The organism is Caulobacter sp. HMWF025, assembly GCF_003060965.1.
Lineage (GTDB): Bacteria > Pseudomonadota > Alphaproteobacteria > Caulobacterales > Caulobacteraceae > Caulobacter.
Map to the genome: position 1 here is coordinate 1 of NZ_QAII01000045.1, position 12652 is coordinate 12652.

14 protein-coding genes are annotated in these 12652 nt (G+C 66.7%); 6 read left to right on the forward strand and 8 right to left on the reverse strand.

Features of this window, described 5'->3' with window-relative positions; translation table 11 throughout:
- Positions 1-308: 308 nt before the first annotated feature.
- Together DBR10_RS05490 and DBR10_RS19255 are read left to right on the forward strand one after the other, a co-directional pair.
- Positions 309-905: a peptidylprolyl isomerase gene (locus DBR10_RS05490; protein WP_108556201.1), complete on the forward strand. Its 597-nt coding sequence runs from the start codon at positions 309-311 to the stop codon at positions 903-905.
- Positions 906-989: 84 nt separating this feature from the next.
- Positions 990-1151, forward strand: a complete 162-nt coding sequence (locus tag DBR10_RS19255; protein WP_199223565.1) for a hypothetical protein — start codon at positions 990-992, stop codon at positions 1149-1151.
- Between the two features lie 85 nt (positions 1152-1236).
- On the opposite strand, the gene DBR10_RS05495 is transcribed toward DBR10_RS19255, so the two are convergent.
- Both DBR10_RS05495 and DBR10_RS05500 read right to left on the reverse strand, forming a co-directional pair.
- Positions 1237-3177: a CocE/NonD family hydrolase gene (locus DBR10_RS05495; RefSeq protein WP_108505484.1), complete on the reverse strand. Its 1941-nt coding sequence runs from the start codon at positions 3175-3177 to the stop codon at positions 1237-1239.
- A gap of 64 nt (positions 3178-3241) precedes the next feature.
- A complete protein-coding gene (locus tag DBR10_RS05500) occupies positions 3242-3985 on the reverse strand; it encodes a tRNA1(Val) (adenine(37)-N6)-methyltransferase (protein WP_108505485.1) in 744 nt (247 codons plus the stop codon).
- Positions 3986-4115: 130 nt separating this feature from the next.
- Between DBR10_RS05500 and DBR10_RS05505 the strand changes: the two genes are divergently transcribed.
- The 3 genes from DBR10_RS05505 (at position 4116) to DBR10_RS05515 (ending at position 6214) form a co-directional block, all read left to right on the forward strand.
- Positions 4116-5126: a polyprenyl synthetase family protein gene (locus DBR10_RS05505; RefSeq protein WP_199223567.1), complete on the forward strand. Its 1011-nt coding sequence runs from the start codon at positions 4116-4118 to the stop codon at positions 5124-5126.
- Positions 5126-5710: a hypothetical protein gene (locus DBR10_RS05510; protein ID WP_108505487.1), complete on the forward strand. Its 585-nt coding sequence runs from the start codon at positions 5126-5128 to the stop codon at positions 5708-5710. Before DBR10_RS05505 ends, DBR10_RS05510 begins: the two co-directional genes overlap by 1 nt.
- Positions 5711-5815: 105 nt before the next feature.
- The gene (locus tag DBR10_RS05515; RefSeq protein WP_108505488.1) at positions 5816-6214 is read left to right on the forward strand and encodes a YccF domain-containing protein; all 399 of its coding nucleotides are present in this window, start codon (positions 5816-5818) and stop codon (positions 6212-6214) included.
- A gap of 16 nt (positions 6215-6230) precedes the next feature.
- On the opposite strand, the gene DBR10_RS05520 is transcribed toward DBR10_RS05515, so the two are convergent.
- Together DBR10_RS05520 and fumC are read right to left on the reverse strand one after the other, a co-directional pair.
- The gene (locus DBR10_RS05520; protein ID WP_108505489.1) at positions 6231-6665 is read right to left on the reverse strand and encodes a GNAT family N-acetyltransferase; all 435 of its coding nucleotides are present in this window, start codon (positions 6663-6665) and stop codon (positions 6231-6233) included.
- Positions 6665-8056, reverse strand: a complete 1392-nt coding sequence (gene fumC / locus DBR10_RS05525; protein WP_108505490.1) for a class II fumarate hydratase — start codon at positions 8054-8056, stop codon at positions 6665-6667. Before fumC ends, DBR10_RS05520 begins: the two co-directional genes overlap by 1 nt.
- A gap of 84 nt (positions 8057-8140) precedes the next feature.
- Here fumC and DBR10_RS05530 point away from each other — a divergent pair, with 84 nt between their 5' ends.
- On the forward strand, positions 8141-8527 hold the full coding sequence (locus DBR10_RS05530) for a RusA family crossover junction endodeoxyribonuclease (RefSeq protein WP_108505491.1): 387 nt from the start codon (positions 8141-8143) through the stop codon (positions 8525-8527).
- Here the strand turns inward: DBR10_RS05530 and DBR10_RS05535 are convergent.
- The 4 genes from DBR10_RS05535 to DBR10_RS05550 all read right to left on the reverse strand — a co-directional run bounded on the left by DBR10_RS05535 (position 8524) and on the right by DBR10_RS05550 (position 12522).
- On the reverse strand, positions 8524-10635 hold the full coding sequence (locus tag DBR10_RS05535; RefSeq protein ID WP_233243287.1) for a serine hydrolase domain-containing protein: 2112 nt from the start codon (positions 10633-10635) through the stop codon (positions 8524-8526). The genes DBR10_RS05530 and DBR10_RS05535 overlap by 4 nt on opposite strands.
- 150 nt (positions 10636-10785) lie before the next feature.
- Positions 10786-11556, reverse strand: coding sequence for a C13 family peptidase (locus DBR10_RS05540; protein ID WP_108505492.1), 771 nt, complete (start codon positions 11554-11556; stop codon positions 10786-10788).
- Between the two features lie 9 nt (positions 11557-11565).
- Positions 11566-12036, reverse strand: coding sequence for a PaaI family thioesterase (locus DBR10_RS05545; RefSeq protein ID WP_108505493.1), 471 nt, complete (start codon positions 12034-12036; stop codon positions 11566-11568).
- Between the two features lie 3 nt (positions 12037-12039).
- Positions 12040-12522, reverse strand: a complete 483-nt coding sequence (locus tag DBR10_RS05550) for an SspB family protein (protein ID WP_108486825.1) — start codon at positions 12520-12522, stop codon at positions 12040-12042.
- Positions 12523-12652: the final 130 nt, after the last annotated feature.

The following is a 12652-nucleotide window of genomic DNA, read 5'->3' on the forward strand; positions in this document are numbered from 1 at the left end:
GCCGGGGGGATTCCGCCATATTCTAGAAACGTCAAAGGTGGTTCTAGAATGGGCATCAGCATCAAGCGGGTGGAAACAGAGGCTCTGGCTTGTGCAAACGCCCTCGCCACCGGGTAGAGCCTGACCCAGGCCATCCATCAGACCTCTATCGTTGCCGTGGCCTGGCGGACCTACGGCAGGGGGCGGTCTCGCGTTGCGCTGAATTATGGCGTCTGTTTTGCCTATTCGCTTGCTAAGGACATGGATGAGCCGCTGCTGTTCAAGGGAAACGACTTCACTCACACCGACGTCAAGCGAGCTGCCCTGTCATGATCTCCCGTCGCCATCTGCTCGCATTTGCCGCCGCCCTGCCGCTGGTCGCGGCAGCTCCGGCGCCCGTCCGGTTACAGATGATCACGGACCTCGGCGTCATCGTCCTTGAACTGTACCCCGACCGGGCCCCGATCACCGTGGCCAATTTCCTGGCCTATGCGGACAAGCACCTGCTGGACGGGGGCAGCTTCTATCGCACCGTCTCGCCCCGCAACGACAATAACCCGGCCACCATCAGCGTCATCCAGGGCGGGCTGAACCGCGATGACAGTCCCATGCCGGCCATCGCCCACGAGACCACCAAGGTCACGGGCCTCCTGCACACGGACGGCGTCATCTCGATGGCCCGGGCCGCGCCGGGCACGGCGGGGTCGGAGTTCTTCATCTGCCTGGGCGACAATCCCGCCCTGGATTTCGGCGGCGCGCGTAATCCTGACGGTCAGGGTTTTGCGGCCTTCGGGCGGGTGGTTGAAGGCATGTCCGTCGTCCGGCTGATCCATGACGCGCCGACGACCAGTTCGGCCGATGATCCCTACCTGAAGGGGCAGATCATCGCGAAACCCGTGCAGATTCAGAAGCTAAGCCGCAACTAAGGCAGCTGGGCCGGAGGAACGGCCCGTCGCTCCGGCCGTTCTTTCTCCGTGCGCAATCAGCGTGCCTTGCAGAGGACCAAGCCCATGGCCGAGAACACTCGCAATCCGCCGCAGCAGCCCAGCGAACCGTCGCGCCAGGCTCCGGGTCAACAGCAGAAGCAGGCCGAGACCCGCAAGCCCGAGCCCGGGCACAATCCCGGCGGACAGGCTGACAAGGCCGGCAAGATGGAACAGCCCAAGCGCTGACCGCAGCAGGCTCCAGACGATGAAGAGGCCGGCGGTGATCCGCCGGCCTCTTTGTGTCTTGATCCTCCTCCATCAGGGGGAGGAACTACTTCGTCTCCACGACCGGCAGTTCGATGAAGCTGGCCGTATCTCCGGCGTGGAACACCCGCTGGGTGGCCTTCACATAGTCCGCCGGCTTGGCCAGGAAGATGTTGGGCACGAAGGTCTGCGGGTTGCGGTCATAGAGCGGGAACCAGCTGGACTGCACCTGCACCATGATCCGGTGACCCGGCAGGAAGGTGTGGTTGGCGGTCGGCAGGATGAAGTCGTACTTCAGCGGCGTATCGGCCTTGATCGCCTTGGGGGCACTGAAGCTCTCACGGTAGCGCCCCCGGAAGATGTCCATGCCCACAGCCAGTTGGTAGCCGCCCAGTTCCGGCTGGCTGGGGACCTCGTCGGGATAGACATCGATCAGCTTGACCACCCAGTCGCTGTCGGTGCCACTGGTCGAGGCAACCAGATTGACCTTGGGAACCCCGGCGATGGTCAGGGGCTTGTCGAGCGGGGCGGTGGTGTAGGTCAGGACGTCGGTGCGGTCGGCAAAGGCGCGCTGGTCGGTGACCAGCCATGTCTTCCAGCGATCCCCGTCGGCGAACCGCACCGGGCGCGGCACATAGGGCACGGGCTTGGCCGGGTCAGCGACATACTCGTCATAGGCCGCCGGTCCCTTGGCCGCAGCCGGGGCGGTAAAGGAGAGTCCGCCACCCGGGGCCAGGTACAACGGCCTGGACTTGCTCTGGCAGTTGCTCTCGCAAGCCAGCGGCCAGGTCTTAAAGCGGTCCCAGTGATTGGCACCGGTATTGTAGATCAGCACGGGCGGAGTGTCGGCCTTGGGCGCACCGTCCTTCAGATACTGGTCGAAGAACGGCTTGAGGGTATCGCGCCGGAACTGCAGGGCGGTGTCGCCCTCCCACTTGAACGGGCCCAGGTTGTAGCCGTCATAATTGACCTGACTGTGCCGCCATGGGCCCAGCACCAGGAAGCTCTTGTCGTTGGCCGTGTCCTTGGGCTCGGTAGCGGCATAGGCATGGACGCCGCCCCACATGTCTTCCTGGTCCCACAGGCCCTGGATCCACATGACCGGCACCTTGAGCGGCGTCTTGGCCATGGTCCCGTCGAGGGCCTGCTCGCTCCAGAACGGCGTATAGGCGGTGTTTTCCACCAGCTTCTTCCACCAGGGCAGGCCGTCGAGACCGTTCAGCCTGGCATAGTCGCCCGCCGATCCGGCCCGGCGGAAGGTCTCGTAGTCGTCATAGCCGGGCCGGGTCACCTCGTCGGCGGCTCCGCGGGCGGTGGTCTGGCTGGCGAAGAAGTCGAAATTGATCTGCCGGAACGCGCCGTGGTGGAACCAGTCGTCGCCCATCCAGCCGTCGATCATCGGGCTCATCGGCGCGGCGACCTTCAGGGCCGGATGCGGATTGACCAGGGCCATCACCACCGTGAAGCCCTCATAGGAACTGCCCATCATGCCGACCTTGCCATTGGTCTCGGGCACGTTCTTCACCAGCCAGTCGATGGTGTCATAGGCGTCGGTCGAGTGATCGACCTCTGAGGAATTGAGCGGGCCCTTCAGGGGCCGGGTCATCACATAGTCGCCTTCCGAGCCATACTTGCCGCGAACGTCCTGGAAGACCCGGATATAGCCGCCGTCGGCCACGAACGGCTCGTCGCCCTGGGGCAGGGTCGAGATCATCCGCGGGCTGTCGTTACGGGTTGCACGCTTGGCCGCATTGTAGGGCGTCCGCGTCATGATGATCGGCAGGTTCTTGCCGCCCTTGGGTATCACGATGACGGTGTAGAGCTTCACGCCGTCGCGCATGGGGATCATCACCACGCGCTTCTCGTAGTCATAGCCGACCTTGGCGGCGACATACTTGCCGTCGATATCCGGCGTCAGGGCGGGCGTCTGGGCGTGCGCTGCCGAGGTGAGGGCGAAGACCGCAGCCGCGGCCAGCAGGCCGGCACGCAGTGGAAAGGCGAGACTCATGGGGCGCTCCTGAACAGGCCCGTACCTTAGGAGCGCTTTTGCCCGGCGGCTATCGGATCCGGGCTCACCAGGGCAGGTCGGTATCGCCCCGCAGAATCGCCTCGGTCTCTGCCGTGTGCTGACCGCCGTTCCGGTCGTGCAGCACGAGGGGCGGCAACAGCACCAGAGGGGCCTTGCCCGTCTTGATGGCCCGCACCAGCACGCGCTTGGCCGGGGCGTCGGCAAAGGGTTGAACGGGGCGAATCCGGAAGGATCCGGCCTTGGGGGCGAGCAGGGTCAGGATGTCGGCGAGACGATCCGCACGATGGACGATCGTGATCCGGCCGCCCTCGCGCACGGCCTTGAGCAGAAAAACCGTCCAGGCGGCGAGCCCGCCGTCGGCCATCCAGGCCCCGGTCTTTTCCGGAGCCGGGGCGCGCAGGGCCGAGGGATCGTCAAAGAACGGCGGATTGGCCATGACGGAATCAAAGACTGGCCGCTCCAGGGCCCTGAAGCCGGTCTGGACATCGCCTTCGAGGATCTCGACCCGTGTGCCCAAGGCGTTGAGGGCGACATTGTCGCGCGCCAGGGCCGCCGCCTCCGGGGCGCGCTCAAGGCCGCAGAAGGTCGTATCAGGTCTGCGGGCCGCAGCGGCCAGCAGGGCCCCGCCCACGCCGCAGCCGGCCTCGAGCACGCGATCGCCCGGCCCTGAGTCGCAGGCGGCCGCCAGCAGGGCCGCATCCAGCCCCGCGCGGTAGCCGCCGAGGGTCTGGCGCAGGCGAATCCTGCCGTTCAGCACCCGATCTTCGGTGACCTTGCTCTCGTCCAACGCATCAAGCCTTGTGCTCGCCTTGACCCTGACCTATCCCGCCACCATTGTCCCTCGCAACGGCTGATCCCGCTGGGAGGCGTAGGTGAGGCCCGGGCACCATCAAGTGCCGGTCAAGGAGAGCATGGTCTTGGACGCAGCAGCAGCGACCCTCGCCCGACAACCGGGATCGGTGGATCGTCTCGTGCGTCTGGCCGCCGCCGACATGGCCGGGGTCGACCAGTTGATCACCGAACGCATGCAGAGCGACGTGCCGGTGATTCCGGCCCTCGCCGAGCACCTGATCGCGGCCGGCGGCAAGCGCCTGCGGCCGCTTCTGACCGTGGCGGCGGCCCGCCTGGCCGGCTCCGACAATGCGGCCTGTCTCAAGCTGGCCGCTTCGGTCGAGTTCATCCACACCGCGACCCTGCTGCATGACGACGTGGTCGACGGCAGCCAGCTGAGGCGCGGCAAGGTCGCCGCCCATCTGATCTGGGGCGCGGCGCAAAGCGTTCTGGTCGGCGACTTCCTGTTCGCCCGCGCCTTCGAGCTGATGGTCGAGACCGACTCGATGAAGGCACTGGAGATCCTGGCCCGCGCCAGCCGGGTGATCGCCGAGGGCGAGGTGCTGCAGCTGACCCGCAGCCACGACCTCAACCTGTCGCAGGCCATCTATCTCGACATCATCGCGGCCAAGACCGCTGAACTGTTCGCCGCGGCTTCTGAAGCCGGTGCCGTTTCAGCCGGTGTGGATGCCGTTCGCTCTGAAGCCCTTCGGTCCTATGGCCTGAACCTCGGCCTGGCCTTCCAGCTGGCTGACGACGCCCTCGACTACGGTGGCGCGACCGAGACGCTGGGCAAGAATGCCGGGGATGATTTCCGCGAAGGCAAGGCCACCTTGCCGCTGCTGCTGGCTATCGCCCGGTCGGGTCCGCGCGAGGCCGAGTTCTGGGAGCGGGCCATCGGCCGTCGCGAACAGACCGAGGCCGACTTCCGCCGGGCCCGCGAGCTGATCATCGGCTCGGGCGCGCTGGACGCGACTCTCGACCTCGCCGCCGACTATGCCGACAAGGCCAAGGCGGCCCTGGCTGTTTTCCCGGCCAATGACTGGCGCGAGGCGCTGGAAAGCCTGGCCGACTTCGCGGTCAGCCGGAGAGCCTGATGGCGCAACGTCCGCTGCCGCCGCGCCTGGGCGCATCACCGGACGAGCCCCTGCCGCGATTGCAGACCGTGATTGCGACCTCACCGGCCAATCCCGCCGGAGATCCCAATGTGCGGGCCCATGAGGCCGGCGAGGCGGCCGGCAAGGTGATCGGCGGCGGTGTCGGCGTGCTGCTGGGCCTGGTGCTTCTGCTGCTGCTGTTCGGGCCGGTTCTGTGGGCCCCGCTGTGGGCCGGACTAAGGACCGCCCGTTTTGTCCCCGGGCCCTGGTGGCCCTGGCTGGTCGGGATATCGGCCTTTGTCGCGGTCAGCCTGATCCAGGCCCTGCTGCTGATCCAGAAGAGTCCGCTGCTGCGCTATCCGGTCGTGGCCCTGTTCTCCGCCGCCTGGGTCGGCGGACTCTGGCTGGAGCTGACCTCACCGCGCCATGACTGGATCGACACGGCTCCGACCCTGCACATGCCCGGACCCTGGAGCTGGGCCCTGATCGGCACCGGCACGGTGATCTATGCCGGGCTCTACCTGCTGGCCCTGTCCCAGGTCGGCAAGGGGCGCTGGACCCGGCGCTGGCAGCTGATCAAATAGGCGCATCGTCCCGGCATGGTGAATTCGGCGTAAGGCTGCCCCGCTGATCTCGACAAAAGGCCGGAACACGACCACCTCTAGGTCCTGAGTGGGGAGACGGTCACGATGATCCGGCTGATACTGAATATCCTGTGGTTTATCCTGGGGGGCTGGATCTCCGGCCTGCTCTGGCTGCTGGGCGGCGCGCTGCTGGCCATCACCATTGTCGGCTTGCCCTATACGGGCGCGGCCTGGCGGATCGCCGGCTTTGCCTTCTGGCCGTTCGGCAAGGAGATCGTCAGCCGCGAGATCGTCAGCGGCCAGCATGACCTCGGCACCGGGCCGCTGGGCTTCCTGCTCAACATTGTCTGGTTCCTGCTGGGCGGCTGGTACATCGCCCTCAGCCACCTGATGATCGCCTTTGCCGAAGCCATCACGATCGTCGGCATTCCCTTCGCGATCAAGGACTTCCAGCTGGCCATGATCGCCCTGGCCCCGATCGGCCGCGAGGTTGTCAAGCGGTAAGCTTCGGCTTGGCTGATCAGCGCCGCATCACATGGGTCCAGGGGCCGCTCGTATCGGTCACAAAGCCCTGGGCTTGCCAGAACGGACCTGCCGCATGAGAGGCGCGGGCGTTGACCGTCAGGAGGCTGACGCTGTCGAGGCCTTCCTGGACCAGGGCGGAGGCGAGGGCGGTGGCGACACCCCTGCGGCGGAAGTCCGGGCGCACATAGAAGCGCCGCAGGCGGCGGGCCGGTTCGGCGGCATCGGGCTCGACAGAGAGGCCGCCGACGCCGGCCAGCGTGCCGGCCAGAAACGCTGCGAGCAGGGCTTCGCCATCACCCTGGAAACGTACGCCCGCCCGCCAGCCATCCGACAGCAGGGCCATGTTGCGCACGCCTTCGCCGGAGGCTTCGGCGGCGAGCGCGTCGAAATCCTCCGGCAGGTCGTCAAAGAGCCTGACGAGCTGAAGCATCAGCCCGGCGAGATCATCTTCTCCGGACGCACGAACTGGTCGAACTCTTCATTGGTCAGGTAGCCGCCGCCGACGGCTTCCTCGCGCAGGGTGGTGCCGTTCTTGTGCGCCGTCTTGGCGATCTTGGCGCAGGCGTCATAGCCCAGCTTGCCGTTCAGGGCTGTGACCAGCATCAGGCTGTTCTCGACGCCCTTCCGGATGTTGTCGACGCGCGGCTCAATGCCGACCACGCAGTTGTCGGTGAAGCTGATCGCCGCGTCGGCCACCAGACGCACCGACTGCAGGAAGTTGTAGGCCATCACCGGGTTGAAGACGTTCAGCTCGAAATGGCCCTGGCTGCCGGCGAAGGTCAGGGTCGAGTGGTTGCCGAACACCTGGGCGCAGACCTGGGTCAGGGCTTCGGACTGGGTCGGATTGACCTTGCCCGGCATGATCGACGAGCCGGGCTCGTTTTCCGGCAGGGACAGTTCGCCGAGGCCGGCGCGCGGACCAGAGCCCAGGAAGCGGATGTCGTTGGCGATCTTGAACAGGCTGGCGGCCACCGTGTTTATGGCCCCGTGGCTGAAGACCATGGCGTCGTGGGCGGCCAGGGCCTCGAACTTGTTGGGGGCGGTGGTGAAGGCCAGGCCCGTGACGCCGGCGATCTTCTCGGCGACCAGTTCGGCAAAGCCCACGGGTGCGTTCAGGCCGGTGCCGACGGCGGTGCCGCCCTGGGCCAGTTGCATCAGCATCGGCAGGGTCATCTCGATGCGGGCGATGCCGTTCTCGATCTGCTGGGCATAGCCGCCGAACTCCTGGCCCAGGGTCAGGGGCGTGGCGTCCTGGGTGTGGGTGCGGCCGATCTTGATGATGTCCTTCCACTCGGCGGCCTTGGCAGCGAGGGCCGTGTGCAGGTGCTTCAGGGCCGGGAGCAGATCGTGGACCACCTGCTCGGCGCAGGCGATGTGCATGGCCGTCGGGAAGGTGTCGTTCGACGACTGGCTCATATTGACGTGGTCATTGGGGTGGACCGGTTTCTTCGAACCCATCTCGCCGCCCAGCATCTCGATAGCGCGGTTCGAGATCACCTCGTTGGCGTTCATGTTCGACTGGGTGCCCGACCCCGTCTGCCAGACCACCAGCGGGAAGTGGTCGTTGAGCTTGCCTTCGATCACTTCATTGGCGGCAGCGATGATCGTCTCGGCGATCTTCGGATCAAGCTTGCCGAGCGCAAGGTTGGCCTCGGCGGCCGCCCGCTTGACGATGCCGAGGGCCCGCACCACCGGCAGGGGCTGCTTTTCCCAGCCGATCTTGAAGTTGCCGAGGCTACGCTGGGCCTGAGCGCCCCAGTAGCGGTCGGCGGCGACTTCGATGGGGCCGAACGTATCGGTCTCGATGCGGGTGGCGGTCATGGAGCAGATCCCTCACGTGCTATTGGCGCGGGTTTAGCGAAAGGGGGAGAAGACTGCAAAGCCGTAAGGCCTTAAGACGCCCTGATGAACGACGGCTGGACCCATCACGGCAAGGTGCGCGCCTGCGAGGCGAACGGTGAACTGACCCTCGAGGTCGACGGTCTCACCACCCAGGCCAAGTACTACAAGCCGCTGATCTACGAGTTCTTCCGCAAGGTCTGGCGGGGATCGCGTCCGGCCTGGGGCGAGTTCGAAGTCGACATTGTCATGGACTATGTCGGCGAGCCGCCCTGGATGGACCTCGACAACCTGGCCAAGGCCCTGCTGGACGCCATCAAGGGCTATGCCTTTCACGATGACGCCCAGGTCGCCCGACTGCTGGTCGAGCGCCGGTCCGGCGAGCGCGAGCGGATCATCATCGTCGTCCGCAAGCGCGATACGGACGTCCTGCGCCGCACGCTGGAAGGCTAGCCGCCCCAGGGCAGCAGGACGTTCCAGAGTCCGAGCAGGATCGCCAGCCCGATGTAAAGCAGGGTCGTGTAGGTGAAGGCGACCTTGCGCAGGGTGGTCCAGCTGTCGACCCGGCGGCCGCCCTTCCAGACCATCGGGGCCATCAGCAGGGTCACCACGGCCAGCACACTGGCGACCAGGGCGCAGGCCGAGCCGGTGACGAGCCAGCCGCTGGGCCAGTTGAAGAACACGGCGGCAATGTCGTTGCTCTTGGAGGCGAAGACCCCGACACAGCCCAGCGCGATCAGCCAAAGCACGGCCTGCGTCGTCTGCAGGAGATTGGCGCGTGTCTGGGTCGGGGTCTGGCGGGTCTCGCGGCGATTGCGCACGAACACGCCGGCCAGGGTTGCGACCGAGGCCAGGGCCGACAGAACCACGACCCAGGTCAGGAGGCCCGCCCCGTACGGGAAGCCGACGCGCTCGAAAGCGGCCCAGCCGCCGTTCGGGTAGAAGCGAACGGCCCTTTCCCCGGCGGTCTCGAAAGCGACCACTTCCGGGCCGTTGACCGACTGGAAGACACCGGGACGGCTGGTCGCATTCCACAGGGTCGACTTGCCGTCCATCAGGATGGCCAGTTGCCCGTCCGGGGTCGCCCTGACCTTGGCCAGCCGGATGATCCGGCCAACAAAGGCTTCGAGGCCGTGATAGGCACGGCGGGTGCCCAGATAGTCGCCTTCATAGCGCCGGGCGTCTTCCGCATTGAGGGCACGGCTCACTGGCACAGCCGGTGGTCGGGCGTAGAAGTGGGAAATGATGGCTGACGGGATCTCGGACGGGAGTTCCGCGCCGGTGTCGGTATTGACCGCAATGAAGATGCCGAGGCCGAGGTCGGGCACCACGACGAGGTTCGAGTGGAACCACAGGGTGTCGCCTGCATGGCCGAAGCCCCGGCGACCGCCCGGCAGCGGGATGTCCTGGAATCCGGCGTTCCATCCGGCCGCATCCGGGGTTGGGCGATACATCACCGTCTCGAAAGCCTTGGCCGTGCGGGGCGAATAGACGGTCTTGCCGTCCAGGGTGCCGCCGCCCAGCAGGAGCATCATGTAGCGGGCCATGTCGGCGGCCGTGGACGAGGCCCCGCCGGCCGGCGCGATCTGGCCGGTCATTTCCGGCGGTTGCTCCTGCCAGCCCAGCGGCGTCCAGCGGAAGCCGTCCGAGCGGTCGGCGGCCAGGGCCGGTGACATCGGGGCCGGCAGATCTTCGCGCCACGGGCGGGCGTCGCGGAAGGTCGTGCGGGTCATGCCGGCCGGGAACAGGATCTCTTCGGCCACCAGCTGCTCGAACGGCTTGCCGGTGACATTGGCCACGGCGGCCCCGGCCAGGGCCGCGCCATAGTTGGAATAGGACGGCAGGGTGCCGGGCTCCCGCACGCGGCGCGGACGTTCCTGGCGCAGATACTCGTTCAGCGGCCGAACGCGCTGCCAGTCCTGCTCGAACAACTGGCCCATGGCCCGGTCTTCAAAGCCCGGCGTATGGGTCATCAGGTCGCGCAGACGCACCGGACCCATGTTCTTGCCGCGGATCTGGATTGCTTCCGGCAGATAGAGATTGACCGGGCCGTCCAGCCGCATGCGGCCGGCCTCGATCTCGTTCATCAGGGTGATCCAGGTGAAGGTCTTGGAGATCGACGCCACGCGGAACAGGGTCCTGTCGGGATCGACGGCGCGGCGACTCTTTACGCTGGCGACGCCATAGCCCTTCTTCAGGATCACCTGGCCGTTCTGAACCACCGAGATCGTCGCCCCGGCGATATGGTCCTCGACCATGCCGCGCTGCATCAGGCCATCAACGAAGGCTTCGAGCTCTGGAGCGGGCAGGGCGGCGGCGGCCGTGGCCACCGGGACCTGGGGGATGTCGGCAGGCGCAGCCGGCGGTGCCGTGACGGGACGCGTCGCGAAGGCCACGGGCCGTGGACGCAGGCGGGCGGGTCGCTTCAGACTGGCATAGGGACGCGGCCCCTCGGCGACGGGCGCTGCAGGACCGGTCGAGGTCACTGACGCGGCGGGCTCGGCCGGCGGCGTGGTCTCCTGGGCCCCGACGAGGCCGGCCGGAAGAAGAAGGCCGATCAAGACCGCAAGCAGGGCGGAGCCGGACAAAAGGCGTGACGTCAAGGGGCCGACCTCTGGGACAATGCAGGCGGAGTTCCAGTGACTTCTAGGGCGCCTCGCACAGCGTTCAAAGAGCGGCGTGCACTGTTCCTCGCGAATACTGGAGCCGCCCTATCGTTCAGGGGGCTTTCGCCTGTCGAATGCGTACAGCGGCAGGAACGGGCGCAGGGCCGGGCCGATCCAGACCTGGGGCTCGGAGGGGGGCGCTGCCCCGACCTCGACCTCCTTGCGGGCTACGCAGGCCTGCACCGCCGAACCGAGGGCGATGAAATCCCGTGCCCCCTTGGCGGAAGACAGGAAGCAGTCGTCGAAGAACGGATAACGATCGCTCTCGCCACATCCGAACGAGGCCCGGTCGGGGCGGGCGGCTGTCAGGATCATCCGGTTGGGCTTCTGCAGGGCCGGGATGAAGACGCCCGAGAAGCAGGCCGAAATGACCACCACCGCAGGGCGGGCGGGACAGGCATCGTCGATCAGTGCGGCCAGACGCGACGGGCGCAGCAGGTCTTCACCCAGCAGGGCTCCCTCCGGTCCGCCGTGGCTGCTGATGTAGAAGAGACAACCGGACCTGGCTGTCTGGGCGCTGTCTTTCAGACCCTGGTGGATCGCGGTGATCTCAGCCGGCTCGGGTCCCTGGCCCGGATAGCGTTCAGGGCGCACCGAATACTGGCGGATGGCCGTCCGGGCAAAGCCCAGGCCTGCCAGGGTGTCGGCGACGTCGCGACGGGCATTGTCGAAGGCTTCCGTCGGACCGCCGGAATGGGCATGCCAGTCACCGGCCACGACCACGGCGGACCAGCGCGAAAATGGGGTCTGGGCCTGGACCGAAGGGGCGAGCACGAACAGAACGAGGCCGACGAGAATGCCCGCTGTGCGCCCCATCGCTCCGCCCTATTTCTTGAACCGGGCGAAGGGGGTGGGGATGGCCGTTCCGCTGGCCTTGGCCAGCAGCCGTCCCTCGCTGTCGTAGAGTTCGCCCTCGGTGAAGCAGACCGTCCGGCCCCATTTGACGACCCGACCGATGCCCCGCAACGCGCCGGGCATGGCCGGACGCAGGAAGCTGGTCTTCATCTCCAAGGTGGGGACGACGTGGGTCATGCCGGAAGTGATCATGCCCGCCACCGACATGCACTCGTCGAGCATGGCGCAGACATAGCCGCCCTGGATCTGGCCCATGGGATTGCACAGAAGGTCCGCCCGGGCCGTGAAGGCGACCTCGACCTCACGCTCGGCCTGGCAAACGGCCAGTAGCTCGAAGCCGAGGGTCTGCGAGCCTGTCGGCGCATTCTTGGACGCGCGGAAGCGGGCGAGGATCGCCTCGTCGGTCAGGGCCTGGGGCTCGTCCGCCGCGACGTCGCTCACGGTCTACTTCTTCCGGAACTGGTCGAGAGAGATGATCTTGGGCGCGTCTTCGCCCGACGGGGGCGACGGCGAGTCCGGCTCAGGCTCGTCGGTCGGTTCCGGTGGCACGATATCGGGCGCCTCGAACTGCAGGGCGAACTGAACCGACGGATCGTAGAACCGGGTCACTGCCGCATAGGGGACCGACAGGCGCTTCGGCTGGCCGCCGAACTTCAGCGTGACCGAGAAGAAGGTCTCGCCCGGGGCCAGATCCCAGTACTGATGCTGCAGGATGATGGTCATCTCGTCCGGATACTTGCCCAGCAGGTCCTGCGGGCCGGAGACGCCGGCCGCCTGTGTCTTGAAGGTGATGTAGAGGTGGTGCGGCTCGGGCAGGCCGCCGGGCGCAGCCGCCTTCTTCAGGGCCGCCTTGACCACGCCACGCAGGGCGTCCTGCGCCATGGCCTCATACTGCATCAAGTCTTCAGGCGGATTGGATTGGGCCATGCGGTCCGTCAGAAACAGGGAACTGAAACGAGACTCCCAGCCTAGCCTGTCATGCCCCTTCGGCAAAGATGGCGGGGGCGTCATCGAGTGCACTATTTTCAAAGGGGTATGCGGCCCGTGGACGCGGCCC

Coding starts and splice junctions, on each gene's coding strand:
- DBR10_RS05510 (WP_108505487.1), top strand. CDS start 5,126: ATGGCGCAACGTCCGCTGCCGCCGCGCCTGGGCGCATCACCGGACGAG.
- DBR10_RS05540 (WP_108505492.1), bottom strand. CDS start 11,556: ATGGGGCGCACAGCGGGCATTCTCGTCGGCCTCGTTCTGTTCGTGCTC.
- DBR10_RS05515 (WP_108505488.1), top strand. CDS start 5,816: ATGATCCGGCTGATACTGAATATCCTGTGGTTTATCCTGGGGGGCTGG.
- DBR10_RS05520 (WP_108505489.1), bottom strand. CDS start 6,665: ATGCTTCAGCTCGTCAGGCTCTTTGACGACCTGCCGGAGGATTTCGAC.
- DBR10_RS05530 (WP_108505491.1), top strand. CDS start 8,141: ATGAACGACGGCTGGACCCATCACGGCAAGGTGCGCGCCTGCGAGGCG.
- DBR10_RS05550 (WP_108486825.1), bottom strand. CDS start 12,522: ATGGCCCAATCCAATCCGCCTGAAGACTTGATGCAGTATGAGGCCATG.
- DBR10_RS05495 (WP_108505484.1), bottom strand. CDS start 3,177: ATGAGTCTCGCCTTTCCACTGCGTGCCGGCCTGCTGGCCGCGGCTGCG.
- DBR10_RS05490 (WP_108556201.1), top strand. CDS start 309: ATGATCTCCCGTCGCCATCTGCTCGCATTTGCCGCCGCCCTGCCGCTG.
- DBR10_RS19255 (WP_199223565.1), top strand. CDS start 990: ATGGCCGAGAACACTCGCAATCCGCCGCAGCAGCCCAGCGAACCGTCG.
- fumC (WP_108505490.1), bottom strand. CDS start 8,056: ATGACCGCCACCCGCATCGAGACCGATACGTTCGGCCCCATCGAAGTC.